Below are 25,871 nucleotides of genomic sequence, written 5' to 3' on the forward strand. Positions count from 1 at the left end.
CGGACCCGATTCAGCCCCGGGGGTGGTCAGGCCGATACGGGACAGACCCCCCAACCTCCGAGGATTGCCGTGCCCAGCAAGCTCACCCTGGCGACCGCCGCCGTCACGTTCCTGTTCGCCGCCGTGCCCGCGACGGCGGACGCGACCGACGTCTGCAACGAGGCCGAGAACTCCCACCGCGGCGGCTACACCGTCAACGGCGGGCCGGTCGACCCCAACCCGCCCGCGTTCCTGCGCGGCTCCCAGATGCGCGTCGGCAACGGCAAGGGCGCCGGGCTCGTGCACGCGGCCGAGCGCTCGCCGGCGCTGCGCACGTGCGGGCCCGAGGGCGGGACCGGCGGCGGCGACGGCGGTGGCGACGGCGAGGGCATGCCCACCTAGCTAGGCGAGCGCCTGCCACCGGCGGTCGATCGTCTGCAGGAGCAGCGGGTAGACGATCGCCAGCCGGAACGGCTTGATCGCCGCCATGTAGGCGCGCCCGAACGCTCCCGCCGGCTTGACCAGCACGGCCATCTGCGCGTGATAGCCGTCGTCGTCCGGCACCCAGCCGACGTGCAGGAGGCCGTGCATCGTGCGGTTGGCGATCTCGGCCACCCACTCGTCCTCGGTCTTGTAGACCGAGCGGAAGATCGGCTCGGTGGTCTCGCGCCCCGGCACCGCGCGGATGTCGGGGCCGCGCGGGCCTTCGGCCAGGTGCGACGGGAGGCGGTCGCGCAGCGACGTCACCCGCCCGTCGAGGCCGTCGCCCGCCCGGTCCCAGCCGAAGAGCCTCCCGAGCTGCCAGCGCAGCGCGAACAGCGCGCGGAACGGCACCGGGAAGTCCGCCGGCCGGCCGCGCGCGACGAACTGGTCCAGCAGCTGCGGGAAGTCGTCCCTGCGTCCGGGCGTCGGCAGCGCCCACACGTCCTCGAGCTCGAAGTCCGGCGCCAGCGCGTGGATGAGCCATGGATACGACGTGTGCGCCTCGTCGGGAAGCCTCATCTCGTACCTCCATACAGTGGTGTACGGAGGTGACCGTACAGTACTGTACGGCGCATCGCAACCCGTGAGGACTGGACCCGCGCCGCGCTCGGCGCGCTGGCGGACGGCGGCGTCTCCGCCGTGGCCGTCGACCGGCTGACGAAGGTCGTCGGCGCCACGCGCGGCAGCTTCTACTGGCACTTCAAGGACCGCGACGAGCTCGTGGCGGCCGCGCTCGCGCTCTGGGAGCGCGAGTACACGACCGACCTGATCCCGCTGGCCGAGGCCGTGCCCGACCCGCGCGAGCGGCTGCGCGTCCTGTTCGAGCGCGTGTACGAGCCCCGGGCGGAGCCGATCGAGATCGCATTGGCCAAGGCGGCCGACGACCCGCTCGTGGCGCCGGTGTTCGCGCGCGTGGGTGAGGCGCGGATGGCGCTGCTGCGCTCGATCTTCCTCGAGCTCGGGCTGAGCCCGGAGGAGGCAGAGGCGCGCACGTGGCTCGCGTGGGCGTTCTACGTCGGTCACCACCAGGCTCCCGGGCGTCCGGAGCGGCTCGACCGCATCGTCGCGCTGCTCGGGTCGTGAGCTAGGTTCTTGGCCATGCCCGGCTCGCTGCGCTGCGTCTTCTACGACCCTGCGGTCCTGGACCCGAGCTCACGGCTCAACGACATGGCGTTCGAGGCCTGCGCGCGCGCCGACGTCGCGGTCTACGCGCTCGCGGGCGACGAGTCCGTCGTCGAGCTCGGCGGCGAGCTGCACGACATCGCCACCGAGGACGGCTCGGTGGCGTTCGTGATGCGGGCACTGGGCCTCGAGGGCTCGCAGTGCATCGGCGTCGGCGCGGCCTTGGCGGGCTCGCCGGTCGGCACGGTGTGGGTGAGCCCGCTCGACCTCGAGATCCGCGGCACGTTCGTCCGCGTCGCCGAGGAGGAGCAGGATCTCCTCTACCAGGCCGTGATCAGCGAGCTGGCCCAGCGACGCTGAGCGCGAACAGGCCCTCCGGGTCGGTCAGGAGCTCGCGGAGCTCCAGGCCGGCCGCGATCAGGTCGGCCTCCAGCCGCTTGTGCGTGAACTTGGCGCTGATCTCCGTGCGCAGCTCCTCGCGGTTGGCGAAGTGCACGGCGCGGTCGAGCTTGCGCACGTTGACGACCATCGGCTCGAGCGCCCGCAGGCGCATCTCGATCCACTCCTGCTCGCGGTCGTAGAACGCGACGTGCTCGAACGCGTCGAGGTCGAAGTCGGCGTCCAGCTCGCGGTTGATGACGGCGAGCATGTTGCGGTTGAAGGCGGCGGTGATGCCGGCGCTGTCGTTGTAGGCGGCCTCGAGCACGGCGGGGTCCTTGACGAGGTCCGTGCCGAGCAGGAGCGCGTCCTGTGGCCGTAGCGCCTTCGCCAGCCCGCGCAGGAAGCGGCGCCGCGAGCCGGGCGGGAAGTTCCCGATCGTGCCGCCGAGGAACGCGATCACGCGCGGGCCCTCGGCGGGCGGGAGCGCGTCCAGGTGGCGCTCGAAGTCGCCGACCACGCCGAACACGCGCACGCCGGGGTAGCGCTCGACGAGCATCTCCGCCGACTCGCGCAGCACGACCTCGGACACGTCGAACGGCATGTAGCGGTCCAGCGTGCCGGCCTCGCGCATGGCGTCGAGCAGCAGCAGCGTCTTGGTCGGCACGCCGCTGCCCAGCTCCACCAGCTCGGCCATCCCGGTCTGCTCGACGATGTGCGCGGCCTCGGCCTCGAGGATCGCGCGCTCGGTGCGCGTCGGGTAGTACTCCGGGAGCTTCGTGATCGCCTCGAACAGGCGCGAGCCCTCGGTGTCGTAGAAGTGCTTGGGCGGGATCTCCTTGAACGGCCGCGTCAGCCCGTCGAGCACGTCGAACGCGAGCGTGCGCTCGTCGGCGCCGAGCCGCGACACGATCTGGATGTCCTTGAACGCCGTTCTCATCGCGCGATCCTGACTCCGGCGAAGAGCTGCCGGCGTTCGGGGAGGTCCCAGTTGCGGAAGTGGGCGGAGGCTACGCGGGGGTGGGTCGCGACCGAACCGCCGCGCAGCACGCGGTAGCGGTCGCCGAAGAAGACTTCGGAGTACTCGCGGTACGGGTGAGCCGTGAAGCCCGGATAGCCGGTGAAGGGGCTGCTCGTCCACTCCCACACGGCGCCGACGCCCTCGAGCTGCGGCGCGGCCTTCTCCCACTCCACCTCGGTGGGGAGCCGGGCGTCGTGGGCGCGGGCGAAGGCCTCGGCCTCGTAGTGGCTGACGTGGATGACGGGCGCGTCGTCGGGGCCGCCGGGGTGGCCGGTGATGCCGTGCTCGACGCGCCAGGCCCATCCCGGCGCGGACCAGAAGGCCTCGTCCGCGTAGCCGCCGGCGTCGATGAACGCCTGCCAGGAGGCGTTCGTCACGGGCGTGCGGCCGATCGTGAAGCGGGACGTGTCGGCGGTGTGGCGGGGGCGCTCATTGTCGTAGGCGAAGCCGTCCGGGCCGGCGCCGAGGCTGAACGGCCCCTCGGGCACCTCGATCATCTCCAGGCCGGAGCCTCCGACGGTGGCCGGGCCGTGGAACGACGGCGGCTCGATGCCGGCGAGCACCATCGCCTGGAGCATCGTCTCGGTGTGCTGGAGCTCGTGGCGGATCACGAGCTCGTGCAGCTCGCCGTCGCCGACCGGCGCCTCGAGCGCGCGCTCGCGCACGGCCGCCATGTACTCGAGCAGCTCCTCGCCGCGCAGGAACTGCAGGTCGCCACGCACGGCGCGGGGCGTCTCGAACGCGTCGTACAAGGCGGCGAGGTCCTCTCGCAGCAGCGCGCGGCCGCCGACCCGGTGGTTGAGCCAGAGGTCCTCGTACGCCGCCATGTGCCCGAGATCCCAGCTCAGCGGGCTCATGATCGGGTTCAGCGGGGCGTTCAGGCGTTCATCGTCCAGGTGGGCGACCAACGCGAACGTCCGTCGGCGCACCTCGTCCATCACGGCGTGCAGATCTTCCGCCACGAGTTCGAACATACACGGAGCGTATGTTCGATTGAGGACGCCGAGTGTCCTAAATCAGCCGGCCGAACCAGCGGAGCGAGAGTCCGCCGGCCGCGATGAGCAGGAAGATCGCGCCTCCGGCGAAGAACGCGGTCACCTCTTCCTTCTCGGTGCGCGAGGAGAGCCGCGTGCCCAAGTTGGCGTAGATCTCCTTGACCTTGTCCGCCTCGGCGGCCTCGTACTGGCGGCCGCCGGACACGCGCGCGATCTCCTTGAGCGTCTCGGTGTCGGGCGGGACCTGCACGCGCTGCAGGAAGCCGAAGGAGTCGCGCAGCTCGACTTCGCCGGCGGGCGTGCCGAGCGCGATCGCGTAGATCGGGATCCGGGCGCGTCCGGCCTCGCGCGCGACGTCCACGGGGTCACGCGTGCCCGACGTGTTCTTGCCGTCGGAGAGCAGGACGATCACGGACGGCAGTCGGCGCAGGCCGCTGCCGTCGGCGTTCGGGACCGGCGTGCGCGCGGCGCCGAGCCCGCGCTCGAGCCCGTCGCCCATCGCCGTGCCGCCCTCGGCCACGAGCTGGTCCAGCGCGCCTTTCATCTGCGCGCGGTCGGTCGTCGGCGCGACGCGCTGCTCGGCGTAGTCGCTGAAGGTGACGAGGCCGAGCCGGAACGTCGGCGGGACGCGCGTCGTCAGCGTCTTGGCCGCCTCGATGGCCGCGGTCAGCCGGTCCGGGCTCACGTCGGTGGCGTTCATCGAGCCGCTGACGTCCGTGACCATGATGATGTTCGCCGCGCGCTGCGGCGCCGCGATCGTCCGCTGCGGCCGCGCGAGCGCGACGACCAGCGCGGCGAGCGCGAGCAGCAGCAGGAACGGCGGCAGATGCCGCCGCCAGCCGGGCCGCGCCGCGACCAGGTTGGGCACGAGCGCGGGGTTCGCCCACGCCGTCGACTCGCGCCGGCGGCGCCGCTGCAGCGACCCGTACGCGAGCACCGCCAGCGGGATCAGGACGAACCCGGCGAGCAGCAGCGGCTCGGCGAAGCTCACGCCGTCACCTCCCGCTGCGCCGTCGCCGCGCGCGTGTCGCGCCGGGCCGTCGCCGCCGCGCTCATCCGCGCATCCTGTTCGCGATCGCGCTTCTCGCGGGCGCCCCGGCGCGCAGCGCGGCCTCGCTACGGCGCAAGTGGCCGGCGAGCACGCGCAGCCAGTCGCCGGCGGTGGAGAGCACGAGGTGGTCGGCGCCGGCGTGGCGGATCAGGCCACGGACCTCGTCGCGCTCGGCCGCGGCGGCCTCGGCGAAGCGCTGGCGGACCTTGCGGCGGCGCGTGTCCACGTGCACCTGGCGGCCGGACTCGGGGTCCACGAGCCAGAGGTCCCCCGCCGGGACGAGCTGCTCCTCGCGCGGGTCGACGATCTCCACGCACAGCACGCCGTGGCGGGCGCGCAGCTCGCGCAGCGGGGCTTCCCAGTCGCGCGGGCCGCGGAAGTCGCTGATGATCACGACCATCCCGCGCTGGCGGCCGATCGCGGCCGCGCCCTTGAGCACCTGGCCCAGCGTCTGGCCCTCGGCGCCGGTGCCTTCGCGGCGCAGCTCCGCGAGCAGGCCGAGCAGGCCGAGACGGCCCTGGCGCGGGCGGATGATCCGCGAGTCGCCGGCCCCGAAGCCGAGCACGCCGAGCCGGTTCCCGCGCCGGGTCGCGACGTGGCCGACGGCCAGCGCGACGCCCTCGGCGACGTCGGCCTTGCGCCGGTCCGCGGTGCCGAACTGCATCGAAGCGCTGACGTCGAGCACGAGCCAGCTCGTCAGCGCGCGCTCGCCCACGTGCACGCGCACGTACGGCTCCTGCATGCGGGCGGTCGCGTTCCAGTCGATGTGGCGGACGTCGTCGCCCGGGTGGTAGGGCCGGACCATCGCCAGCTCGGTGCCCTGGCCGGTCTGCGGCGTCAGGTGCTCGCCCGGGATGAGGCTCTCGATCCGCTTCGTCACCGCCAGGTCCAGCGACCGCAGGACGCTGGGCGGCATCTCCCCGGGGCCGGGGCGGGACGGCGTGCGGTCCTCGGTCACGAGCTTCATGGCAGGCGCGCTCCCCGCGCGAGGCCGAGGCCGGCGCCGATCAGCAGCAGCACGAGCGCGCCGCCGGCGAAGGCGGACGTCACCTGCTGCTTCTCCTTCGTCTTGGTCAGCCGCGTGCCGATGTTGCGGTACACGGCCTCGAGGCGGCGGGCGTCGGCGGTGGCGAAGAACTGGCCGCCGGTGTCGCGAGCGATGTCCTGCAGCGTCAGGAAGTCGGGCGGAACCGGCTCGGTGTTGGTCGCGCCCGTGCTCGGGTCGGTGTGCGTGAGCGTGCCGTCGGCCGTGCCCAGCGCCACCGTGTAGACCGGGATCTTGTACTTCTTGGTGTCCTGGACGACGTCGATCGGGTCCGAGCCGCGGGTGCTGGCGCCGTCGCCGAGCAGGACGATCGCGGCGGGAAGCCTTCTCGATCCGCCCAACCCGTCCGGCACCGGCACGCGCGCCGAGTTCACGGCGAGCTTGAGCGCGTCGCCCATCGCGGTCGCGCCGGCCACCTGGAGGCTGTCGATCGTCGCCTTCACGCGCGGCTTGTCGGTGGTCGGCTCGCTCAGCTGCTGGGCGCTGGAGCCGAACCCGATCACGCCGATGCGGAAGCCGTCGGGCACCGCGTCGGTGAACGTGTTCCCCGCGAGCTGGGCGGCGGCGAGACGGGACGGCTGGACGTCCGTGGCGAGCATCGAGCCGCTCGTGTCGAAGACGAGCAGGACGTTGGCCTCACGGCGCTCGGCGTCCACCGTCCGCTCCGGCCGCGCGAGCGCGACCAGCAGCGCGGCGAACGCGAGCAGCGCGAACACGGCCGGGACGTGCCGGCCGTACGACCGGCCCGCGACCGCCGCGAGCACGTCCACGTTCGTGAACGCGACCGCGTACTTGCGCCGCCGCCGCTGCATCAACGCGTACAGCACCGCCACGAGCGGCACCAGCACGAGGAGGAGCAGCAGGAGCGGCGCTTGGAACGTCATGCGCCGTAGAAGCCCCCGCCGCCTCGCTCCTGCGCCAGCTCGATGCGCGGCATCGGCACGCGCTCGAGGACGTCGTCGAGGACGCGGTCGGCGTCGACGCCGGCGGCCAGCGCCTCGTAGGTGAGGACGATGCGGTGGCGCAGCACGTCGCGCGCGAGGTCGCGCACGTCGACCGGCAGCATGTAGTCGCGGCCCCGCAGCAGCGCGAGCGCGCGGCCCGCGTGGACGAGGTTGATCGACCCGCGCGGGGAAGCGCCGAACTCGACCCAGTTCTCCTCGCCCGGGTCACGCGTGGCGGTCGTGAGCGCGACGGCGTACTCCATCACGCGCCGGTCCACGTACACCGTGCGCGCGGCGCGCTGGTGCTCGGACAGCTTCTCGGGCGAGAGCACCTCACGCGCGACCGTGGAGCTCTCGAGGCTGCGCTCGACCACCGACACCTCGTCGCGGTGCGACGGGTAGTCGACCACGAGCTTGAACATGAAGCGGTCGACCTGCGCCTCCGGCAGCGGGTACGTGCCCTCCGACTCGATCGGGTTCTGCGTCGCGAGCACGAGGAACGGGGCCGGGACGTGGTGCGTCTCGTGGCCGATCGTCACCTGGCGCTCCTGCATCACCTCGAGCAGCGCGCTCTGCACCTTGGCGGGCGCGCGGTTGATCTCGTCGGCGAGCAGGAAGTTGCAGAACACCGGGCCGAGCTCGGTGTCGAACCCACCCGTGTCCGGGCGGTAGATGCGCGTGCCGACCAGGTCCGCCGGCACGAGATCCGGCGTGAACTGCAGGCGCTTGAACGAGCCGCCGAGCACGTCCGCGACGGTCTTGACCGTCAGCGTCTTGGCCAGGCCCGGAACGCCCTCGAGCAGCACGTGGCCGCCGGCGAGCAGCGCCACGAGGACGCGCTCGAGCATCGCCTCCTGGCCCACGATCACGCGCTTGATCTCGAACAGCGCCTGCTCCAGCGCGTCGTGCGCCTGCTGCGAAGGCTGCGGCTCGTTGTGGGAGTCGAGCGCGTGGAGGCGCCGGTCCTCGTGGGTCACGTGCAATCTCCTGGGTTCTGCATGGATCAGCCGCCGGGCGGCCGCTCAGGCCGGGTGCCGAGCTGGACTGTGAGGGTACGTCGCTGCCCGCTGCGTTCGATCTCCACCTTGGCCTGCTCACCCGGCTTGCGAGCGGTGACGGCAGAGGAGACGTCCTCGGAGGACTTGACGGCGTTGCCGTCGATGCTCGTGATCTTGTCGCCGGGGCGCAGGCCGCCCAGGGCGGCGGGGCCGTTCGGGACGACGGAGTCGACGATCGCGCCGGAGCGGTCCGGCGGCGTGCCGTTGCGGACGCCGAGGTAGGCGCGCTCGACCTTCCCGCCGTTCTTGATCAGCGGCACGACGAACTTGACGGTCGAGACCGGCACCGCGAAGCCGACGCCGGAGTTGGCGCCGCTGCCGCTGCGGATCTGGCTGTTGACGCCGATCACGCGGCCGTTGCCGTCCAGCAGCGGGCCGCCGGAGTTGCCGGGGTTGATGGCCGCGTCGGTCTGCACCGCGTCGGCGATCGGGTAGCCGTTCGGCGAGTCGATCGTGCGGCCGAGGCTGGAGATGATGCCGGTCGTGACCGTGCCCTCGAGCCCGAACGGCGAGCCGATCGCGATCGCCTGGTCGCCCGGCTCGAGCTTGGTGCTGTCGCCCAGCTCGAGCGGCGTGAGGCCGCCCTTGACGTCACCCGGGTCGACCTTGAGCACCGCGAGGTCGCTCGAGGGGTCCTTGCCCATCAGCTTCGCGGGGATCGGCTGCGGGTCACCGCCGATCACGACCTGGAAGGAGGAGGCCTCCTCGACCACGTGGTCGTTGGTGACGATGTGGCCCTCGTCGTCGATCACGAAGCCGGAGCCGGTCGCGTTCTGGCCGGCCTGGATGAAGACCACGCCGGGCGAGACCCGCTTGTACAGCTCGGAGATGTCCGAGGGCGCGCCGCCCTGGTCTCCGCCGTTGTCGTCGTCGGAGGAGTTGTTGCTCGCCGTCGGGGGAGAAGGCGCAGCAGCCGTGGGCGAGGACGTGTCGCTGTCGTTGTCGATCACGCCGCCCGCGGCGAGCAGCGCGACCACGAGGCCGACCGAAACAGCGCCGCCGAGGAAGGAGACGAAGGAGCGCATAGCCCACACATGAGAGCGCAAAGCCGTGGGGCCTTTCTAAAGAAAGTCTCTACTTCTGTGATTCTTACGTTCGCGATCGAACTTCTGTGGAGCCATGACCCGCGTTCTCATCGTTGACGACGAACCCGCCGTACGAAGTGCTTTGGACCGCGCGCTGCGGCTCGACGGCTACGACGTGGCCCTGGCGGCGGATGGGCGCGAGGCGCTCGACCGGCTGGCGGACACGCGCCAGGATGCGGTCATCCTCGACGTCGCGATGCCCGGGATCGACGGCCTGGAGGTGTGCCGTCGGCTGCGCGACGCGGGCGACCGCACGCCCGTGCTGATGCTGACGGCGCGCGACGCGGTGGACGACCGCGTGGCGGGGCTGGACGCGGGCGCCGACGACTACCTGGTCAAGCCGTTCGCGCTGAAGGAGCTGAAAGCGCGCCTGCGAGCGTTGTTGCGGCGGGCGGACGGCGCGGGCGCCCCGGAGGACGGGTCGGTGCTCCGGTACGCCGACCTGACGCTGGACCGCGGCGCCTGGGAGGCACGGCGTGGCTCACGCGTGCTCGAGCTCTCGCGCACCGAGTTCCAGCTGCTGGCGCTGTTCCTCGAGCACCCGAAGCAGGTGCTCACGCGGTCGCAGATCTTCGAGCGCGTGTGGGGCTACGACTTCGGGTCGAGCTCGAACTCGCTCGGCGTGTACATGGGCTACCTGCGACGCAAGACCGAGGAGGGCGGGGAGTCGCGGCTCCTGCATACGGTGCGCGGCGTGGGCTACGTGTTGCGGGACTGAAGCGTGATTTCGTCGTTGCCGCTCCGGCGCCGGATGACCGTTGCGGTGGCGATCGCCGTCGCGGTGGCGGTCGCGCTGGCCGCGTTCGTCGCCTACCTGGCCGTGCGCGGGTCGTTGCGCGGTGAAGTCGACCGGGCGCTGGAGGAGCAGCGCGTCGTGCCGCCGCCGGGCGTCGCCCAGGGGCGCGGCGGCCCGTTCGGCCAGCGCTTCGGTCGCCTGCCAGCCCGCTTCGGCGGGGCGACGCCGTTCATCCAGCTGATCGACGCGGGTGACGGCGTCGAGCTGCGGGGGCCGGAGCCGATCGCGATGCCCGTCGCGGAGCGTGCACGGGACGTCGCCGCGGGCGTCGCGGAGGCGTACTTCTCCGACGTGGACGTGCGCGGCACGCACACGCGCGTGCTCACCGTGCCCGTGGGCGACGGGGTGGCGGTCCAGTTCGGCCGGTCGCTCGAGCCGTCGGACTCGGTGCTGTCGCGGCTCCGGCTGATCCTGGTGCTGGTCGTGCTCGGCGGCGTGGCCCTGGCGGTCGCGCTGGGCCGGCTGGTCTCCCGCAACGTGGTCGCGCCGATCGCGGAGGTGAGCGACGCCGCCCGCCACATCGCCCAGACCGAGGATCTCGGCCGGCGGATCGAGGTCCAGACCCACGACGAGGTCGGCGAGCTGGCCGAGCACTTCAACCAGATGCTCGACACGCTGGAGCGCTCGGTCGCGGCGCAGCGGCAGCTGGTCGCCGACGCCTCGCACGAGCTGCGCACGCCGATCACCTCCCTGCGCACCAACATCGAGGTCCTCGCCGAGTCCGAGGCCCTCCCGCCCGACGAGCGCGCGCAGCTGCTGGAGGACGTCGAGGCGCAGACGACCGAGCTCGGGATGCTCGTCGCCGACCTGATCGAGCTCGCCCGCGGCGACGAGCCCCGCCGCGAGAGCGAGGACGTCCGCCTCGACGCCCTCGTCAGCGAGGCCCTCACGCGCGCCCGCCGGCACGCGCCGGGCATCACCTTCGAGGCGCAGCTGGAGCCGGCCGTCCTCGACGGCACCCGCGAGCGCCTCGCCCGCGCGGTCAACAACCTCCTCGACAACGCGGCCAAGCACTCCCCACCAGGCGGCGTCGTCCACGTCACCGCCGGCCCCTCCGGTGTCCGCGTCCGCGACCACGGCACCGGCGTGCCCGACGAGGACCTCCCCCACCTGTTCGACCGCTTCTACCGCGGCGCGTCGTCCCGCGGTCGCCCGGGCTCGGGTCTCGGCCTCGCCATCGTCCGCCAGGTCGCCGAGCAGCACGGCGGCACCGTCCGCGCCACCAACGCGCCGGAAGGCGGAGCCGAGTTCACCCTCGAGCTCCCGGCCACCACCCCGACGGGCGAAGTCGAGCCGACGACGCCCTCGTTGTGGCGTCAATAAACGTCCAGGACGTTTAAGTTCGCGGGGGCGAGATCTGCGCACCGTGCCCTACGCAGGGCATGACTTCACAACGACCACGAGTCGAAGAGGCGGGGGCGATCTACCACGTATGTGCACGCGGCGCGGTAGGGCAGGACATCTTCCGGGACGGCACCGACCGTCAGCGTTATCTCCAGTTCCTCGCTCGCACGGTGCGATGGGCGACGTGGCACTGCCTCAGCTATTGCCTGATGGGCAACCACATCCACCTGCTTCTGGAGACGCCCAAGCCGAACCTCGCAGACGGGATGATGCGCTTCCACGGCCGGTACGCCACCTGGTTCAACCGTCGGCATGGCTTGCGGGGCCACGTGTTCCAGGGACGGTACGTGCCAGTGCGGATCACGAGTGACCGTCAGTTGTGGACAACGCTCGCGTACATCGTCGACAACCCGGTCGACGCGGGCTTCTGCTCGACGCCGGATGGTTGGCCATGGAGCAGCCACGCCGCGATCCTTAACGACACGGCTCCTCCCTGGCTGGCTGAATCGAGGCTCTTCGCCTTTCTGGGCGAGCTCGGCGGAGACCCTCGGACCCGCTACGCCGAACTTGTTAAACGTCCAGGACGTTTAAGTTGGGGGGCATGACGGTGGTTCCAGAGCGTCCGGTGCTGGTCGCGCCCGACAAGTTCAAGGGCACGTTCAATGCTGCGCAGGTCGCCGGGGCGATCGGGCGGGGGTTGGAGAAGGCGGGGTTGATGCCTCCGGACCTGTGTCCCGTGGCCGACGGTGGCGACGGGACGCTGGACGCGTTGCTGCCGCAGCTCGGCGGCGAGCTCGTGGCGCGCACCGTGACGGGCCCGCTCGGGCGACCCGTCAAGACCGGGTTCGGGTTGATCGAGGGTGGGGGGACGGCGATCGTCGAGATGGCGATGGCGTCCGGGCTCGCGTTGGTCGGTGAGGACATGGACGCGTGGGCCGCGACGACGTACGGCACCGGGGAGCTGATCGCGGCCGCCGCGCAGGCCGGGGCGGCGGTGATCCTGGTGGCGGTCGGGGGGTCGGCGACCACCGACGGCGGCGCCGGCGCGATCGAGGCGATCGAGGCCGCCGGCGGGATCGGGCGGGCGAAGATCGTGATCCTCACGGACGTGCGGACGCCGTGGGAGGACGCGCCGAAGGTGTTCGGGCCGCAGAAGGGCGCGGACGCCGCGATGGTCGCGAAGCTCGAGCGGCGGCTCGACGAGCTCGCGCCCACGCTCAAGCGCGACCCGCGCGGGGTGCCGATGACCGGCGCCGCGGGTGGGTTGAGCGGCGGGTTGTGGGCGCAGTACGGCGCGGCGCTCGAGCCGGGCGCGCCGTTCGTGCTCGACGCGCTCGACTTCGACGACCGGATGCGCGCCGCGCGCGCCGTGGTGACCGGCGAGGGCCGGCTCGACCAGCAGACGCTCGAGGGCAAGCTGGTGGGCGAGATCGGGACCCGCACGCGGCAGGCCGGGGTGCCGCTGCACGCGATCGTCGGGCGCGACGAGCTCGACGGCTTCGGCAAGCGGATGATCGACCTGCAGATGGTCCAGGAGGCCACGAACCTCGAGGAGCTGGAAGCCGCGGGCGAGCGCCTCGGCGAGGCGCTCGCCAGCGGTGAGGCTTGAACCGGCGCCGGGGGACGGAGGACGGCGCTCGGCCTCGGCCGCCGGCCGTGGGGTGACGGCCGGCGACGACTCGGACGGGTGACCTACGGGTTGGTGGTGGAGAGCGTGAAGGTCAGCGTCTTCGAGTAGGTGCCGGTGCGCAGCGGCTCGTTCGCGCCGATCGGCTGGGTGAAGGCGATCACGGACTCGGCGTTCGTGACCGGGCCGGTCCACGCGTTCGGGGTGATCGCGACGCCCAACGGCGAGGCGAGCGTGAACGCGCCGTTGGTCAGCTTGCCCGGATCGCCGACGGTCAGCGAGGCGTCGCCGGCGGTGGAGATGACCGTCGCCTTGGTCGAGGCGGTGTAGACCTGCTCGACGCCCGGGGTGAACGCGCCGAAGGAGCCCGGCGTGCCCAGCGTCAGCGACAGCGTGGCCGGGACGGCGCCGCCGACCGTGGCCGGGACGTCCCGCTGCTCACCGCGGCAGCGGCGTATGTCGGCGGCCGCCAGCTTCGGGCCGGTGAGGCCCGGGGCCGCGGCGGAGCCCAGCAGCGCCTCGAGGCGCTCCGGGTAGTTGGTGAACATGCCGTCGACGCCGAGGTCGAGCATGCGCTTGAGGTCCGCGTCGGTGTTGACCGTGTACGGGTGCAGGTTCAGGCACGCGGCGTGCGCGGCGTCGACGAACGCCTTGGTCACGCCGCCGAACGACGGCCCCCAGCCGACCGCGTACTCGCGCACGGCCGGGATGCTCGCGACGCTCGCGTTGCCGAGGAACACCAGCGGCAGGCGCGGGTCCATCGCGTGCACCTTCTTGAGCGAGTCGGCGCTGAACGACTGGATCAGCACCTGCCAGTCCTTGACGGCCGGCTCACGCAGGTCGTACTTGTCCAGGAGCGCCAGGAGCTTGGCCTCCATGTCGTCCTCGGGGTCCGGCGTCTTGGTCTCGATGTAGTAGTTGACCGTCTTGCCGTAGCGCTGGAAGACCTCCTCCAGCGTCGGGACCTTCTCGTCGGCCCACTCGGCGCCGAACCACGTGCCCGCGCTGCAGGTCTTGATCTGCGCGAGGGTCTTGGTGTCTACCGCGCCGGTGCAGTTCTCGGCCGGACCACGAACGGTGCGGTCGAGCGTGCCGTCGTGGAGCACGACCAGCACACCGTCGCTCGTGACCTGCAGGTCCTGCTCGATGTAGTCCGCGCCCAGAGCGAGAGCGCGGTCGTAGGCGGCGAAGGTGTGCTCCGGCCGCGTGCCGGAGGCACCTCGGTGCCCGATGTTCAGCTGAACCGCCGACGCCTGCGCAGGAGCCACGCAGGCGAGGGCGAGCAGCCCGAGGGCCAGTGTCTTCTTCATGTTCGCGCAGCCTGAGTCAACGAATGGACGACCGTGTGACCGGAAGGTGAAGCGTTGACGGATGGTCACTCACGCACCAAGCTGTCCGGCGTGCTGTCGCTCGTCCGCCGACTGGTCCTCGGCTCGCTCTTCATCCTCGCCACCCTCGCCGCCGCGCCCGCCGCCCAGGCGCAGGACACCGGCACGTACCGCTCCGCGCCGCTGGACTGGGGCGTCGCCGCCGGTACCGCCTGGGTCGACGTCAACGCCGACAAGAAGGCGGACTTCTGCCGGCTGGGTGCCGACACCGGCCTCCGGTGCACGCTCGCGACCGGCCGCGGCTTCGACGCGACGGTGCAGGCCGGGCCGCGCGATCCGGGCTACCTGGAGACCAGGCTGTGGGGCGACGTGGACGGCAACGGCGCCGCCGACTACTGCCGCCGGGTCGGCCTGCTGACCAACCAGCGCTTCGAGTGCACGTTCTCCCAGGGCAGCTCGTTCTCGTTCGTCAACGCCCTCGACCGGCTCGAGTGGGGCGACGTCGAAGGCACCGAGCTCGCCGACGCCACCGGCGACGGCCGCGCCGACTACTGCCGCGTCGCGCTCCTGCGCGTGATCTGCTCCGCGTGGACGGCCACCGGGTTCGGCGCCGGCTTCACCGCCCTGGTCGACCCGGGCGCCGAGGCGGGCCGCGCGTGGGTGGACTACAACGCCGACGGCAAGGCCGACTTCTGCCGCGTCGCCGGCCCCGCGCTCCTGTGCACGGTCTCCACCGGCACCGGGTTCGGCGCCACCTACGGCTCGCTGACCGACGACCCGGGCTACGACACCGGCCGCACCTGGACCGACGTCAACGGCGACCACCGCGCCGACTTCTGCCGCCGGGTCGGGCTACGCCCTGACACCCGCGTCCGTTGCACGCTCGCCACAGCCACCGGGTTCGGTGCCGAGCTGACGTCGGGCACGGCCGACTGGGGCACGGACGAGGGCGCCGCATGGGTCGACTTCGACGGTGACGGCGACCGCGACTTCTGCCGCCCGACGGGGACGACCGCCGCGAACGCGCGGCTCGCGTGCACGCTGTCCACCCCGACCGGGTTCAGCACGACCATCGCCTCCGACCCGCTCGACGTCGGCGACTCCACCGGCCGCGACTGGGTGGACCACAACGGCGACGGCAAGGCCGACTACTGCCGCCGCGTCGGCTCCGGCGCGGACCGGCGCGTGGCCTGCACCACGTCGCTCGGGACGGGCTTCGGGCCGGTGCCCGAGCCGGCGCCGCCCGTCGTCACCCCGCCGGCCGTCGCGCCGGCGCCCGCTCCGGAACCCGCCGCGCCCACGACCGCGCCGCAGAAGCTCCGCCTCGTGGTCAAGGTCAGCTACGGCGCGAAGGTCCGCGGGCGCTGGACGCGCCTCACGCGTCTGCAGGTGAAGGAGATCCCGGCGGGCGCGACCGTCAAGGTCACGTGCAAGCGCGGCTGCTCGCGCTCGTCCTTCACGTTCGCCAAGAAGAAGTGGGGCTCGGTCTCGCTCGAGCGCCTGACCGCGAAGCGGCTGCGGGCCGGGACGACGATCCGCATCGTCGTCTCCCGCCCCGGCAGCCTCTCCGCGATCCACAAGCTCACCATCCGGGCGGGGAAGCGCCCGGCGGTGAAGCACACCTAGCCGGCCCGCTCCGCCGACCGCACGCCGCGCACCGCCCACGCCAGGAACAGCGCGCCCAGGCCGAGCGCGACGCCGAACACCAGCAGCGGTTGGAAGTCGCCGCCCGAGATCAGGTCCCGCCCGCCCTCGATCAGCGGCGTGACCGGGTTCAGGTGCGCGACCGCCTCGATCCAGCCCGCGAGCAGGTCGAGCGGCACGTACACCGGCGCGAGGAACAGGAGCAGGAACACCGGCAGCTGCATCGCCGGCCCGGCCTGGATCGACCGCAGCCGCATCGCGACGCCCGCCGCCCACATCGAGGCGGTCAGGTTCACGATCAGCGCGAGCACGACCAGCCCGAACAGGTCGACCCCGCTGCCGTCGATCTGCATGCCGCTGGCGAGCGCCACCACGAACAGCAGGACGCCGACGGTCGCGGCGCGGATCATCGCGCCGACCGCGTACCCGGCGAGGATCCCGAGCCGGCTCGGCGCGGCCAGCATCAACCGCCGCGAGAAGCCGTTCTCGAAGTCCCCGGCGATGCCGAAGCCGGTGAACACGCCGCCGAACGCCGAGGCCTGCAGCAGCACGAACACGAACTGGAACGCCGTGTAGCCCGACGGGAAGTCGAAGCCCGGCACGTTCCCGACGCTCGACAGCCCGCCCGCGAACGCGACGAAGAAGAACAGCGGGAAGATCAGCGACGGCAGCAGCAGCTGCGGGTTGGTGAAGACCTTCTTGGTCGAACGCCAGGCCACGCCCGACGTGACGTCGAGGAAGCGCCGCATCAGCTGGTCGCCACCCGGGTCCGCAGGGCCACGGTCGCCCCGTACACGCCCAGCACGGCGATCACCGCGGCGACGCCGAAGCCGAGCGCCAGCTCCTTGCCCTGCCAGCCGAAGATGATCAACGACCGCAGGCCCTCGAACAGGTAGGAGACGGGGTTCCAGGTCGCGACGATCCGGAACCAGTCGTGCTCGATCAGGTCGCGCGGGAGCGAGCTCGAGGACAGGAACAGGAACACGAACAGCAGCGGGAAGACGCCCTGGACGGCCTCGGGGGAGCCCGTGCGCAGCCCGATGAACGCGCCGAGCCCGGCGAACGCGAGTGCGATCAGCAGCGACAGCGCCAGCAGCACGAGCACGCCGAGGAAGCCGGACGCGAAGTGCAGGCCGATGGCGAAGCCGACGCCCAGGTAGATCAGGGTCGAGACGAACGCGACGAGCATCTCGCCCGTGAACAGGCCGAGCAGCATCGCCGCGCGCTGCATCGGCGTCAGCGCCAGCCGGTTGAGGAAGCCGGTCTCGACGTCGCGCGCGACCGAGCTGCCCGCGTTGATCGACGCGAACAGCGCGCCCTGGACCATCGGGAACGCGATCGCGAAGTCCAGGTAGCTGTCGGTCGGGAAGCCCGGGATCTCCGTGGCGGCGTCGAGGCCGCTCACGTTGATGCCCATCATGATCAGCGGGAACAGGATCGGGAAGATGAACAGCGCCGGCTGGCGCACCACCTTCACGATCGAGCGCCGCGCCATCTCGTAGGTCTGGAGGGTCAGCTCGCTCATACGGACGCCGGCTCCTCCGCCGCCGTGACGTCGAGCTTGCGGCCCGTCTTGGCCAGGAACACGTCGTCGAGCGACGGCTGGTGCAGCTGCAGGTCCGCGATCGGGAGCTCGGCGGCGTCGAGCGCGCGCACGACCTCCGCGAGGTTCTCGCCGCGCTCCAGCCGGACGGCGGCCGCGCCCGGCGGGGCGGGGACCGCGGAGCCGAAGCGGCTGAGGACGTCGGCGATCGCGTCACGGTCGCCGCGCTCCGTCGGCGTCGCCTCCACCGACGGACGCCCGATCTCCGCCTTCAGGGCCTCCGGCGTGCCCTCGGCGGCGATCGTGCCCTTGTCGATGATCCCGACGCGGTCGGCGAGCACGTCGGCCTCCTCCAGGTACTGCGTGGTGAGGAAGACCGTGGTGCCGTCCTCGCGCGCGAGGCGGGCGACCTCGTCCCACAGGTCCGCGCGGGAGCTCGGGTCCAGGCCCGTCGTCGGCTCGTCGAGGAACAGCACGCGCGGGCGGTGGACCAGCGCGAGCGCGAGGTCCAGCCGGCGCTTCATGCCGCCCGAGTAGCCGCCGACCTTGCGGTCGGCCGCGTCGGTGAGCCCGACGCGCTCGAGCAGCTCGTCGCCGCGCCGGCGCCGATCGGCCTTCGCGATCCCCTGCAGCGTCGTCTGCAGGCGCATGTGGTCCCGCCCGGTCAGCAGCGGGTCGAGCGCCGCCTCCTGCAGCGCCGCGCCGATCGCCGACCGCACGGCGGCCCCCTCTCGCCGGATGTCGTGCCCCGCCACGCGCGCTGTGCCGTCGGTCGGCGGTAGCAGCGTGGTGAGCATCAGCACCGTGGTGGACTTGCCCGCGCCGTTCGGCCCGAGGAAGCCGTAGATCTCCCCCGGCGCGACCCTTAAGTGGATTCCGTCGACGGCCCGCGGGCCGTTCTTGAACTCGCGGACGAGGCCCTCGACCTCGATGCCCGCGCTCCGCTCCTGCTGCGACATGGCACTGAACCGTAAACCCCGCGTGCGCGACGATCGTGGGGCCAACCCCCTGGTATTCCGGGCGGTCTTGAGCCAATATGAATGCAGGCAGTCCGCGCCGGTAACGACACGGCGTCAGCTGGGTACCTCTCCCTATGCCGCCTCGGCCCCAGCTCAAAGTGCCCACGCCCGGATCGCGCCGGGCGATCGTCGTCGGAGCCGGATCGTTCGGCACCGCCGTCGCGGTGCTGCTGGCACGCGGGGGCTTCCGCACCACGTTGCAGACCCGCTCCCCCGAGCAGGCGGCGCGCCTGGAGGCCGACCGCGAGAACGTCGCCTACCTGCCCGAGGTGCCGCTGCCGCGTGAGCTGCGCGTCGAGCCGATGGCGGCCGGCCTGTCCCGCGCGGACTACGTCTTCCTCGGCGTGCCGTCGAAGGGGCTCTCGCAGGTGATCGACAACCTGCACCGCAGCGGGCTGCCGTCGCGCGCGCCGGTGATCTCGATGGCCAAGGGCCTCGTCCCGCCGGACGGGCTCTCGCCGACCGCGCTGCTCAACCAGGTGTGCGGGATCGACCGCGTCGGCTGCCTGGGCGGGCCCGCCCACGCGCGCGAGATGGTCACCGAGGGTGCCGGCCTCGTCGCCGCGTCGACCAACGTGCGGCTCGCGCAGCAGGTGGCCGAGGTGTTCCTGCGCGCGGGCGTCGTGTGCGAGCAGTCCAACGACCCGGTCGGCGTCGAGCTGTCCGGGATCGCCAAGAACGCCGCCGCGCTGGCCGCGGGCGCGACCGAGGCGCAGGGCCTGAACGCCGCCGGCGCCGCGGCCGGCCACATCTTCGCCGAGGTCTGGCGCTACGCCGAGCGCCAGGGTGGCAAGCCCGAGTCGATGATCGGGCTCGCCGGCACGGGCGACCTGATGGGCACGGCGCTGGCGCCGCAGTCGCGCAACCGGCGCGCGGGCGAGCTGCTCGGCCAGGGCGTGCCCGCGTCGGAGATCCCGGCCCGGATCGGCCAGGCCGTCGAGGCGCTGGACATGGTCCCGCTGCTCGCGACCGCCCTGCGGCGCGCGCACGTCGACGCGCCCGTGACCACGGCGCTGCACGCGCTCATCTCCGGCGAGCTCCCGCTGGAGGAGTGGGTCAAGCGCGTGCGGGCGACGGTCCCGCCGCCCGCCACCCGCGACTCGGCCTTCAAGCGCGCGATCGCCCGCGTCCGCCGCCACAACGTGACCGAGTCGGTCCGGCGGTCCGGAACTTAAACGTCCAGGACGTTTAAGTTCGGAGCTGCTCCATCAGGCACTCCTCGGGCTTCTTGTCGTCGCGCCAGCGCACGAGCTTGGTGCCGTGGCGGATGCGGTCGTTGGAGGTGTGGTCGAAGGTGATCTCGATCACGAGCTCGGGGCGCAGCGCGATCCACTCGAGGTCGCGGGCGTTGTCCCAGCGGGACGGGTCGCCCTGGCCGCGCTCGCCGGTCTCGTACGGAGCGAGCTTGGCGGGCAGCGTGCCCTTCTCCTTGCGGCTGATGCCCGACGTGTGGCCGACCGTGCGCAGGTTCCCGTCTTCGTCGTAGAGGCCGAGGATGAGCGACCCGACCGTGCCCTCCTCCTTGCCCGGGCGCCAGCCCAGGACGACGGCGTCGATCGTCCGGACGCGCTTGATCTTGGACATGCCGACGCGCTCACCCGGCTTGTAGGGCGAGTCCTGCTTCTTGGCGATCACGCCCTCGCGGTCCTCCAGCCACGGCTCGGCCTCGGCCGGGTCGGTCGTGGAGTCGCACAGCTGGAGCGGGGCGGAGATGAAGGCGACCAGGCGGTCACGGCGCTCGCGCTGCGGCAGGGCGAGCAGCGACTCGTCGTCGAGCGCGAGCAGGTCGAACGCGACGAACGTCGCCGGCGTCTGCTCGGCGAGCAGGTTGATGCGCGACTCGGCCGGGTGGATGCGCTGGCCGAGCGCGCCGAAGTCTTGACGCCCTTCGGCGTCGAACAGCACGATCTCCCCGTCGAGGACGTACCGGCCCTCGGGGAAGGTCAGCTCGGGGAAGTAGCGGCGCAGCGGCTTGCCGCTGCGTGACTGGAGGTAGATGTCCGTGCCATCGACGAATGCGATGGCACGGAATCCGTCCCATTTGGGCTCGTACGCCCAGCCGTCACCGACCGGCAGCTTCTTGGCCGGACGCGCGAGCTGGGGGAGCAGAGGTGGCTTAAGAGGCAGCGCCATGGGCGCTGCGAACCTTAGGCGAGCGGGGCGCTCTCGCGGAAGCCGGGACGATCCTCGGCCGCGAAGACGGAACCCACCGCGAAGGCTGCGATGAGAGCGATGGCGAACATGCACCTAGTATCGGAGCTTGTGCATCATTGTTTTAGGCTCTATTGGCTCTGGGATACATAGGGAGCGCCTATGAGACTGGAACAGCTCGAGTACTTCCTCGCCGCCGCCGAGCACGGGAGCTTCTCGGCGGCCGCGAACGCGCTGCTGATGGCGCAGCCGAGCATGTCCGAGCAGATCCGCCGGCTCGAGGCGGAGCTCGGCGTGCCGCTGTTCGTCCGCGCGGGCCGCGGCATCGAGCTGACCGACGCCGGCCGCCTGCTGATCCCGCACGCCGAGCGCGTGCTGGCGGAGGCGCAGGAGGCGATCGAGTCCGTGCGCGAGGTCCGCACCCTCGTCTCGGGCACGGTCGCGTTCGGCTTCTTCGGCGGCGCGCACCACTCGCTCCTGGTCGGGGTCGTCGCCAAGTTCCGCGCCAAGTACCCCGAGGTGCGGGTCCGGGCGATCGGCCAGAACTCCGCCGAGGTCGCCGACGCCGTGCGCGACGGCCACCTGGAGGCGGGCCTCGTGATCCTCCCGATCGAGGACCGCGGGTTGGACGTGCGCCCGACGCTGCGAGAGGAGCTCTTCTACCTGTCCGCCGATCCCGAGCGGACCCGCGAGCCGATGACCGTCGACCGGCTCGCGCAGGCGCCGCTGATCCTCTACGACGCGCGCTGGGCGGCCCAGGACCCGACACGCGTCCAGCTGCGCGAGATGGCGCAGACGAGCGGGGTCCGGCTCGAGCCCGTGATCGAGGTCGAGTACATGACGGCGGCCTTCGACCTGGCCGCGCGCGGGCTCGGCGACACGGTCGGCCTGGTGTCGATGCTGCGCGCCCGCAAGCTCCACACGGCGCCCTTCGACCCACCGCTCTACGAGACCTACGCGTTCATCACCCGTCGCAACGCTCGTCTTTCACCCTCCACACGCGCCTTCATGGAGATGGCCGAGAAGGCGCTCGGCTGAGCCGGATACGATCAACGGCATGGCTGACGCGACGGTTGCCGAAGAGGAATACCTGCAGACCATCTTCTGGCTTCACGAGGCCGGCTTGCCGATGACCGGCGCGAACGTGGCCCGCGCGATGCAGCTCTCCGCGCCCACGGTGCACGAGATGGTCGGCCGCCTCGTCCGCGACGGCTACATCACGCGCGCCGCCGACAAGTCGATCTCGTTCACGGACGAAGGGCTCGAGCAGGCCCAGCAGGTGGTTCGTCGGCACCGGCTGATCGAGCGCTTCCTCACCGACGTGCTGAAGGTGCCGTGGGACGACGTCCACGAGGAGGCCGAGCGGCTCGAGCACGCGATGTCGCCGAACCTCGAGGCGCGCATGCTGGCCGCGATCGGGGACGCGAAGACGTGCCCGCACGGCCACCCGATCGAGCCGGGCACGCGGATCGAGGGCGTCCCGCTCGGCGACTGCGAACCGGGCGCGAAGGTGACGATCCTGCGCTTCGAGAACGAGGCCGAGGACCTGCTGCACCTGTTCAAGGCCGAGGGCCTGGAGCCCGGGTACGAGGGCGTGGTCAAGACCGTCGACGACGAGCACGTGACGTTCGAGCTCGACGGACGGGAAGGCACGCTCACCCGCTCCGTCGCCGAGACGGTCTCCGTGCTCGCGGACCCGTCGCCGCCGCCGCGCATCGCCCTTCCCGAGCAGCTCGTGCTCGGTAAGGAACGCTACGGACGCTGATAACGGATCCGACTTGGAGGGAGCGGGGCGTGAGGCCAGGCTGTACGCATGGCTTTGAACCCCGTGACCACTGACACCTTCACCGCCGAGGTCCTCGAGGCGGACAAGCCGGTCCTCGTGGACTTCTGGGCGACCTGGTGCCCGCCGTGTCGGGCGATGTCGCCGCTGCTCGCGGACATGGCGGCCGAGCGCGACGACCTGAAGATCGTCAGCGTCGACGTCGACAACGAGCAGGAGCTGGCCGTCAAGTACGGCGTGCTCGGCATGCCGACGTTCATGCTCTTCGACAACGGCACGCAGATCGCCAACCTGGTCGGCGCACGGCCGCGCAAGCGGCTCGAGTCAGAGCTCCGCGAGGCGCTCGAGCAGCAGCCGGCCGGCCGGTGACGCGCCCGCGGAGGGCGTGAGCAGCGACAACCGGTGGCGTGGCGGGTCCGCGAGATCCGCCGCGCCGACGACCGGCCCGGGCCGCTCGAGCCAGCTCGCCGGCACGAGCCCGACGCCGAGGCCTTCCCGCACGAGGAAGCGGACCGTCGCCGGGTCGCCGACCTCGAACAGCGGCAGCGGGCTGAAGCCCGCCTCCTGCGTGGCCTGCAGGACCGTGTCGCGCAGGGCCGTCCCCGGCTCCGCGAGGATGAACGGGCGCCCGCGCAACTGATCGAGCGCGATCGTGGTGCCCGCGAGCTCGTCGTCGACGGGCACCACGACCCGCAGCGGCTCGTCCGCCAGCGGCACCACCTCGAGGCCGGCCGGCGGCTCGGTGAGCGCCAGCACCGCCACGTCGACGGCCCCCGCCTGCACGAGCGCGACGACCTCGGCCGCCGACCCCTGGCGCAGCGCGATCTGAATGTGCGGATGGTCGCCGTGGAACGCGGCCAGCGCGGCCGGGAGCCGCGGCGCGTCCGCCGCGGTCGTCGCGACCCGCACGACGCCGCGGGAGACGCCGGTGTGGCGGTCCATCTCCGCGCGGGCCTGCGCGACCTCGGCGAGGATCTTCTCGGCGTGCACGAGCAGGTCGGCGCCCGCCGGGGTGAGCTCGACGCCCTTGGAGGTGCGCCGGAACAGCGCGAGCCCGAGCTCGGCCTCCAGCCGGCGCACCTGCTGGGAGAGCGCGGGCTGGGTGACGTACAACGACTCGGCCGCGCGCGTGAAGTGCCGGTGGCGCGCGACGGCCGCGAAGTACTCGAGCTGCCGGAGCTCCACTAGCGCGCGGGCTCGCAGGGGCGGGCGGCGAAGGCGCGCGTGGGCGCGGGGCGCGTCGTGGCGCAACGGGCGGTGGACGGCGGCGCCGCCGGCTCCGTGCCGGGCGGCCTCACGGCGCCACGACGCTGCGGAGCTTGAGGTCGGCGACCGAGCGGCCCGCCTCGAGCACGAAGTCGCCGGGCTCGGTCTGCCAGCCGCCGTCCCAGTGCTGGAACGCGCGCGGGGCGAGCGGGACGTCGACGATGACCTCCTCGCCGGCGTCGGCCTCGACGACCGCGAAGCCCACGAGCCAGCGCGCCGGGCGCTCGACCGCGCTGTCGGGCTTGGACGCGTAGACCTGCACGACCTCCCGGCCGCGGCGCGTCCCGGTGTTCGCGAGGCGCACCTTCGTGCCGTCCATCGCCAGGTACTGCCAGCTCGTGTAGCCGAGGCCGTGGCCGAACGGGAACAGCGGCTGCACGTCGCCGCGGTAGCCGACCTTCAGGCCTTCCGCGTAGCGCAGGACGCCGTCGACGGGCTGCACGCCCGGCAGGCCGTCCTCGGCCTGGGGCCACGTGGTCGGCAGGCGGCCGCCGGGCTCGGCGGCGCCGAGGATGACGTCGGCGAGCGCGTGGCCGCCCTCCTGGCCGGGGAACCAGGCGAGCAGGATGCCGGGTGCGCGCTTGACCCACGGCATCAGCACCGGCGCACCCGCGTTGACCACCACGACCGTCTTCGGGTTGGCGTCGGTCACCGCCTCGACCAGCTCGTCCTGGCGGCCGGGGAGCGCGAGGCTCGAGCGGTCGAAGCCCTCGCTCTCGACCTCCGGGGTGGTGCCGACGACGACCACGACGAGGTCCGCGTCGCGCGCCAGGGCGACCGCGTCCTCGAAGGCGCGTTCGGGGAACGGCGGCTCGTGGTTGAGCTGGAACGCGGTGACGCCCTCGGCGCGCAGCACCACGTCCACGGTCTGTCCCGCCTCGAGCGTGACCGGCACGCCCCGCTGCGGAGGCGCGAAGAGATGCTCGCCGGGATCGGCGCCGGGGCGGAGCGCCAGCGCTTCGTCGAACGCGATCGCGCCGTCGAGGGTGAGCGTGAAGTGGCCGACGCCGGACGCGCCGATCACGTGCTCGCCCGCGCGCTCGGCGGTGATCGTCGTGTGGACCTCGACCGTCCGCGGCTTCCCGAACCACGTGAAGTCGCCCGTCTCGCGCCGCTCGGTGCGGTCGCCGTCGCGCAGCTCGACGGACACGTCCGCCACCGGCAGCCGCGTGTGCGCCTTCACGCCGGGCGCGTAGCCGACCTCCGCGTGCGGCAGGGCGGTGCGCAGCCCTTCGAGCGGCGACACGGTGTAGGGCGGGAAGACGGTCGCGCTGCCGCCGCCGAGCGTGCGCGCGTGGGCCGCGTTGGGGCCGATCACGGCGACGCGCCGGAGCGAGCTGCCGGTGAGCGGCAGCAGCGACCCGTGGTTGCGCGCGAGGACGAAGCCGGCGGCCGCGGCGGCGCGCAGCTCGGCCGCGATCTCGGCTTCCGACCACGGGGTGGCTTCCCGCTCCGCCGTGCGTTCGTTGAGCCGGCGAAGCCGGGCGAGCCGCGCGTCCACGTCGGGCGGGTCGAGCGGGCTGTCCGGGCCGGGCATCGCGAGGTCGACGTCGGCGTGCGCGCTGCGGGTCGCTCCCCAGTCGGACATGACGACGCCGTCGTAGCCCCATTCGTCACGCAGGACCTGCTGGACGAGCGGCGACTCGCTCATCGTGTGCCCGTTGACGGCGTTGTAGGAGGACATGACCGCCCACGGGCGGCCCTCGGCGACGATCAGCTCGAAGGGCAGCAGGTAGAGCTCGCGCAGGACGCGCTCGTCCACGACGGCGTCCAGCGTGAAGCGCTCCGTCTCGGAGTCGTTGGCGACGAAGTGCTTGACGGTCGCGGCCACGCCTTCGGCCTGCAGGCCGCGGACGAACGCGGCGCCGATCGCGCCCGTGAGGTACGGGTCCTCGGAGAAGCACTCGAAGTGGCGGCCGCCGAAGGGCGTGCGGTGCAGGTTCACGGTCGGCGCGAGCAGGACGTCGACGCCCTTGCGGCGGCACTCGTGGGCGAGCAGCCGTCCGACGCGCTCGATCCGCGTCACGTCCCAGGAGGCGGCGAGCGCGGTGGGTGAGGGGACGTTCGCCGACGGCGAGCGCTCGTCCCAGGTCTCGCCGCGGACGCCCGCGGGGCCGTCGGACACGACGATCCGCCGCAGCCCCAGCGCCGGCGCCGCCCGCAGCGACCAGGCGTCCGCGCCCGTGAGCAAACGCACCTTCTCCATCGA

27 protein-coding genes are annotated in these 25,871 nt (G+C 72.5%); 12 read left to right on the forward strand and 15 right to left on the reverse strand.

Features of this window, described 5'->3' with window-relative positions:
* Window positions 1–69: 69 nt before the first annotated feature.
* Window positions 70–381 (forward strand): hypothetical protein, encoded by a 312-nt coding sequence (locus C8N24_RS12875; protein ID WP_121250487.1) that lies wholly within the window; start codon window positions 70–72, stop codon window positions 379–381.
* Here C8N24_RS12875 and C8N24_RS12880 read toward each other — a convergent pair whose 3' ends face one another.
* Window positions 382–981, reverse strand: coding sequence for a DUF2867 domain-containing protein (locus C8N24_RS12880; protein ID WP_121250488.1), 600 nt, complete (start codon window positions 979–981; stop codon window positions 382–384).
* Window positions 982–1,035: 54 nt separating this feature from the next.
* Between C8N24_RS12880 and C8N24_RS12885 the strand changes: the two genes are divergently transcribed.
* Both C8N24_RS12885 and C8N24_RS33925 read left to right on the forward strand, forming a co-directional pair.
* The gene (locus tag C8N24_RS12885; protein WP_121250490.1) at window positions 1,036–1,545 is read left to right on the forward strand and encodes a TetR/AcrR family transcriptional regulator; all 510 of its coding nucleotides are present in this window, start codon (window positions 1,036–1,038) and stop codon (window positions 1,543–1,545) included.
* A 15-nt stretch (window positions 1,546–1,560) separates the two neighbouring features.
* Window positions 1,561–1,944 carry a hypothetical protein gene (locus C8N24_RS33925; RefSeq protein WP_170179055.1) on the forward strand — a complete coding sequence of 128 codons (384 nt, stop codon included), beginning with the start codon at window positions 1,561–1,563 and terminating at the stop codon, window positions 1,942–1,944.
* Here C8N24_RS33925 and egtD read toward each other — a convergent pair.
* From egtD to C8N24_RS12930, 7 genes are all read right to left on the reverse strand, one after another.
* Window positions 1,919–2,902, reverse strand: coding sequence for an L-histidine N(alpha)-methyltransferase (gene egtD / locus C8N24_RS12900; RefSeq protein WP_121250494.1), 984 nt, complete (start codon window positions 2,900–2,902; stop codon window positions 1,919–1,921). The genes C8N24_RS33925 and egtD overlap by 26 nt on opposite strands.
* Window positions 2,899–3,957: a DinB family protein gene (locus C8N24_RS12905; RefSeq protein WP_121250496.1), complete on the reverse strand. Its 1,059-nt coding sequence runs from the start codon at window positions 3,955–3,957 to the stop codon at window positions 2,899–2,901. The genes egtD and C8N24_RS12905 overlap by 4 nt, the downstream gene beginning before the upstream one ends.
* 37 nt (window positions 3,958–3,994) lie before the next feature.
* Window positions 3,995–4,969 carry a VWA domain-containing protein gene (locus tag C8N24_RS12910; RefSeq protein WP_121250498.1) on the reverse strand — a complete coding sequence of 325 codons (975 nt, stop codon included), beginning with the start codon at window positions 4,967–4,969 and terminating at the stop codon, window positions 3,995–3,997.
* Window positions 4,970–5,030: 61 nt separating this feature from the next.
* Window positions 5,031–5,996 carry a DUF58 domain-containing protein gene (locus C8N24_RS12915; RefSeq protein ID WP_121250500.1) on the reverse strand — a complete coding sequence of 322 codons (966 nt, stop codon included), beginning with the start codon at window positions 5,994–5,996 and terminating at the stop codon, window positions 5,031–5,033.
* Window positions 5,993–6,958, reverse strand: coding sequence for a VWA domain-containing protein (locus C8N24_RS12920; protein ID WP_121250501.1), 966 nt, complete (start codon window positions 6,956–6,958; stop codon window positions 5,993–5,995). Before C8N24_RS12920 ends, C8N24_RS12915 begins: the two co-directional genes overlap by 4 nt.
* Window positions 6,955–7,995 (reverse strand): AAA family ATPase, encoded by a 1,041-nt coding sequence (locus C8N24_RS12925; protein ID WP_245971847.1) that lies wholly within the window; start codon window positions 7,993–7,995, stop codon window positions 6,955–6,957. The genes C8N24_RS12920 and C8N24_RS12925 overlap by 4 nt, the downstream gene beginning before the upstream one ends.
* Window positions 7,996–8,021: 26 nt before the next feature.
* Window positions 8,022–9,101: a S1C family serine protease gene (locus C8N24_RS12930; RefSeq protein WP_121250503.1), complete on the reverse strand. Its 1,080-nt coding sequence runs from the start codon at window positions 9,099–9,101 to the stop codon at window positions 8,022–8,024.
* A gap of 94 nt (window positions 9,102–9,195) precedes the next feature.
* Here C8N24_RS12930 and C8N24_RS12935 point away from each other — a divergent pair, with 94 nt between their 5' ends.
* The 4 genes from C8N24_RS12935 to C8N24_RS12950 are packed head-to-tail and all read left to right on the forward strand — an operon-like array spanning window position 9,196 to window position 12,910.
* On the forward strand, window positions 9,196–9,879 hold the full coding sequence (locus C8N24_RS12935; RefSeq protein WP_121250505.1) for a response regulator transcription factor: 684 nt from the start codon (window positions 9,196–9,198) through the stop codon (window positions 9,877–9,879).
* A gap of 33 nt (window positions 9,880–9,912) precedes the next feature.
* Entirely contained in the window at window positions 9,913–11,280 is a 1,368-nt protein-coding gene (locus C8N24_RS12940) for a sensor histidine kinase (RefSeq protein WP_121250507.1), read from the forward strand.
* Between the two features lie 59 nt (window positions 11,281–11,339).
* Window positions 11,340–11,906, forward strand: a complete 567-nt coding sequence (locus tag C8N24_RS12945; protein ID WP_121250509.1) for a transposase — start codon at window positions 11,340–11,342, stop codon at window positions 11,904–11,906.
* A complete protein-coding gene (locus C8N24_RS12950; RefSeq protein ID WP_121250511.1) occupies window positions 11,903–12,910 on the forward strand; it encodes a glycerate kinase family protein in 1,008 nt (335 codons plus the stop codon). Before C8N24_RS12945 ends, C8N24_RS12950 begins: the two co-directional genes overlap by 4 nt.
* Before the next feature lie 83 nt (window positions 12,911–12,993).
* Here C8N24_RS12950 and C8N24_RS34640 read toward each other — a convergent pair whose 3' ends face one another.
* Window positions 12,994–14,238, reverse strand: coding sequence for a glycerophosphodiester phosphodiesterase (locus C8N24_RS34640; RefSeq protein ID WP_211339943.1), 1,245 nt, complete (start codon window positions 14,236–14,238; stop codon window positions 12,994–12,996).
* Window positions 14,239–14,292: 54 nt separating this feature from the next.
* Between C8N24_RS34640 and C8N24_RS12960 the strand changes: the two genes are divergently transcribed.
* On the forward strand, window positions 14,293–15,882 hold the full coding sequence (locus tag C8N24_RS12960) for a hypothetical protein (RefSeq protein WP_121250513.1): 1,590 nt from the start codon (window positions 14,293–14,295) through the stop codon (window positions 15,880–15,882).
* Here C8N24_RS12960 and C8N24_RS12965 read toward each other — a convergent pair.
* Genes C8N24_RS12965 through C8N24_RS12975 form a run of 3 tightly spaced genes read right to left on the reverse strand, consistent with a single transcriptional unit; the run spans window position 15,879 to window position 18,402 of the window.
* Window positions 15,879–16,649, reverse strand: coding sequence for an ABC transporter permease (locus C8N24_RS12965; protein ID WP_121250515.1), 771 nt, complete (start codon window positions 16,647–16,649; stop codon window positions 15,879–15,881). The genes C8N24_RS12960 and C8N24_RS12965 overlap by 4 nt on opposite strands.
* Window positions 16,649–17,425 (reverse strand): ABC transporter permease, encoded by a 777-nt coding sequence (locus tag C8N24_RS12970; protein WP_121250517.1) that lies wholly within the window; start codon window positions 17,423–17,425, stop codon window positions 16,649–16,651. Before C8N24_RS12970 ends, C8N24_RS12965 begins: the two co-directional genes overlap by 1 nt.
* On the reverse strand, window positions 17,422–18,402 hold the full coding sequence (locus tag C8N24_RS12975) for an ATP-binding cassette domain-containing protein (RefSeq protein WP_121250519.1): 981 nt from the start codon (window positions 18,400–18,402) through the stop codon (window positions 17,422–17,424). The genes C8N24_RS12970 and C8N24_RS12975 overlap by 4 nt, the downstream gene beginning before the upstream one ends.
* Before the next feature lie 134 nt (window positions 18,403–18,536).
* Between C8N24_RS12975 and C8N24_RS12980 the strand changes: the two genes are divergently transcribed.
* Window positions 18,537–19,637, forward strand: coding sequence for an NAD(P)H-dependent glycerol-3-phosphate dehydrogenase (locus C8N24_RS12980; protein WP_245971848.1), 1,101 nt, complete (start codon window positions 18,537–18,539; stop codon window positions 19,635–19,637).
* Between the two features lie 13 nt (window positions 19,638–19,650).
* On the opposite strand, the gene C8N24_RS12985 is transcribed toward C8N24_RS12980, so the two are convergent.
* Window positions 19,651–20,595 carry an ATP-dependent DNA ligase gene (locus C8N24_RS12985; RefSeq protein ID WP_121250520.1) on the reverse strand — a complete coding sequence of 315 codons (945 nt, stop codon included), beginning with the start codon at window positions 20,593–20,595 and terminating at the stop codon, window positions 19,651–19,653.
* A 180-nt stretch (window positions 20,596–20,775) separates the two neighbouring features.
* On the opposite strand from C8N24_RS12985, the gene C8N24_RS12990 reads away from it, so the two are divergent.
* From C8N24_RS12990 to trxA, 3 genes are all read left to right on the forward strand, one after another.
* Window positions 20,776–21,651: a LysR family transcriptional regulator gene (locus C8N24_RS12990; RefSeq protein ID WP_121250522.1), complete on the forward strand. Its 876-nt coding sequence runs from the start codon at window positions 20,776–20,778 to the stop codon at window positions 21,649–21,651.
* Between the two features lie 19 nt (window positions 21,652–21,670).
* Window positions 21,671–22,378, forward strand: coding sequence for a metal-dependent transcriptional regulator (locus C8N24_RS12995; RefSeq protein ID WP_121250524.1), 708 nt, complete (start codon window positions 21,671–21,673; stop codon window positions 22,376–22,378).
* Between the two features lie 63 nt (window positions 22,379–22,441).
* On the forward strand, window positions 22,442–22,765 hold the full coding sequence (gene trxA, locus C8N24_RS13000) for a thioredoxin (RefSeq protein ID WP_245971849.1): 324 nt from the start codon (window positions 22,442–22,444) through the stop codon (window positions 22,763–22,765).
* On the opposite strand, the gene C8N24_RS13005 is transcribed toward trxA, so the two are convergent.
* Entirely contained in the window at window positions 22,721–23,581 is an 861-nt protein-coding gene (locus C8N24_RS13005; protein ID WP_170179056.1) for a LysR family transcriptional regulator, read from the reverse strand. The two genes, trxA and C8N24_RS13005, sit on opposite strands and share 45 nt — an antisense overlap.
* A gap of 109 nt (window positions 23,582–23,690) precedes the next feature.
* Entirely contained in the window at window positions 23,691–25,868 is a 2,178-nt protein-coding gene (locus C8N24_RS13010) for a beta-glucosidase (RefSeq protein WP_121250530.1), read from the reverse strand.
* Between the last annotated feature and the right edge of the window lie 3 nt (window positions 25,869–25,871).

This window comes from Solirubrobacter pauli (genome assembly GCF_003633755.1).
Taxonomy (GTDB): domain Bacteria; phylum Actinomycetota; class Thermoleophilia; order Solirubrobacterales; family Solirubrobacteraceae; genus Solirubrobacter; species Solirubrobacter pauli.

Excerpts from the sequence above, each read along its gene's own strand:
- C8N24_RS12880 (WP_121250488.1), bottom strand. The coding sequence starts at position 981 with ATGAGGCTTCCCGACGAGGCGCACACGTCGTATCCATGGCTCATCCAC.
- C8N24_RS33925 (WP_170179055.1), top strand. The coding sequence starts at position 1,561 with ATGCCCGGCTCGCTGCGCTGCGTCTTCTACGACCCTGCGGTCCTGGAC.
- C8N24_RS12920 (WP_121250501.1), bottom strand. The coding sequence starts at position 6,958 with ATGACGTTCCAAGCGCCGCTCCTGCTGCTCCTCCTCGTGCTGGTGCCG.
- C8N24_RS12950 (WP_121250511.1), top strand. The coding sequence starts at position 11,903 with ATGACGGTGGTTCCAGAGCGTCCGGTGCTGGTCGCGCCCGACAAGTTC.
- C8N24_RS12995 (WP_121250524.1), top strand. The coding sequence starts at position 21,671 with ATGGCTGACGCGACGGTTGCCGAAGAGGAATACCTGCAGACCATCTTC.
- C8N24_RS12975 (WP_121250519.1), bottom strand. The coding sequence starts at position 18,402 with ATGTCGCAGCAGGAGCGGAGCGCGGGCATCGAGGTCGAGGGCCTCGTC.
- C8N24_RS12970 (WP_121250517.1), bottom strand. The coding sequence starts at position 17,425 with ATGAGCGAGCTGACCCTCCAGACCTACGAGATGGCGCGGCGCTCGATC.
- C8N24_RS13010 (WP_121250530.1), bottom strand. The coding sequence starts at position 25,868 with ATGGAGAAGGTGCGTTTGCTCACGGGCGCGGACGCCTGGTCGCTGCGG.
- C8N24_RS12945 (WP_121250509.1), top strand. The coding sequence starts at position 11,340 with ATGACTTCACAACGACCACGAGTCGAAGAGGCGGGGGCGATCTACCAC.
- C8N24_RS12990 (WP_121250522.1), top strand. The coding sequence starts at position 20,776 with ATGAGACTGGAACAGCTCGAGTACTTCCTCGCCGCCGCCGAGCACGGG.
- C8N24_RS12930 (WP_121250503.1), bottom strand. The coding sequence starts at position 9,101 with ATGCGCTCCTTCGTCTCCTTCCTCGGCGGCGCTGTTTCGGTCGGCCTC.
- C8N24_RS12940 (WP_121250507.1), top strand. The coding sequence starts at position 9,913 with ATGACCGTTGCGGTGGCGATCGCCGTCGCGGTGGCGGTCGCGCTGGCC.
- C8N24_RS12980 (WP_245971848.1), top strand. The coding sequence starts at position 18,537 with ATGCCGCCTCGGCCCCAGCTCAAAGTGCCCACGCCCGGATCGCGCCGG.
- C8N24_RS12915 (WP_121250500.1), bottom strand. The coding sequence starts at position 5,996 with ATGAAGCTCGTGACCGAGGACCGCACGCCGTCCCGCCCCGGCCCCGGG.
- C8N24_RS34640 (WP_211339943.1), bottom strand. The coding sequence starts at position 14,238 with ATGAAGAAGACACTGGCCCTCGGGCTGCTCGCCCTCGCCTGCGTGGCT.
- C8N24_RS12985 (WP_121250520.1), bottom strand. The coding sequence starts at position 20,595 with ATGGCGCTGCCTCTTAAGCCACCTCTGCTCCCCCAGCTCGCGCGTCCG.
- C8N24_RS12935 (WP_121250505.1), top strand. The coding sequence starts at position 9,196 with ATGACCCGCGTTCTCATCGTTGACGACGAACCCGCCGTACGAAGTGCT.
- C8N24_RS12905 (WP_121250496.1), bottom strand. The coding sequence starts at position 3,957 with ATGTTCGAACTCGTGGCGGAAGATCTGCACGCCGTGATGGACGAGGTG.
- egtD (WP_121250494.1), bottom strand. The coding sequence starts at position 2,902 with ATGAGAACGGCGTTCAAGGACATCCAGATCGTGTCGCGGCTCGGCGCC.
- C8N24_RS12965 (WP_121250515.1), bottom strand. The coding sequence starts at position 16,649 with ATGCGGCGCTTCCTCGACGTCACGTCGGGCGTGGCCTGGCGTTCGACC.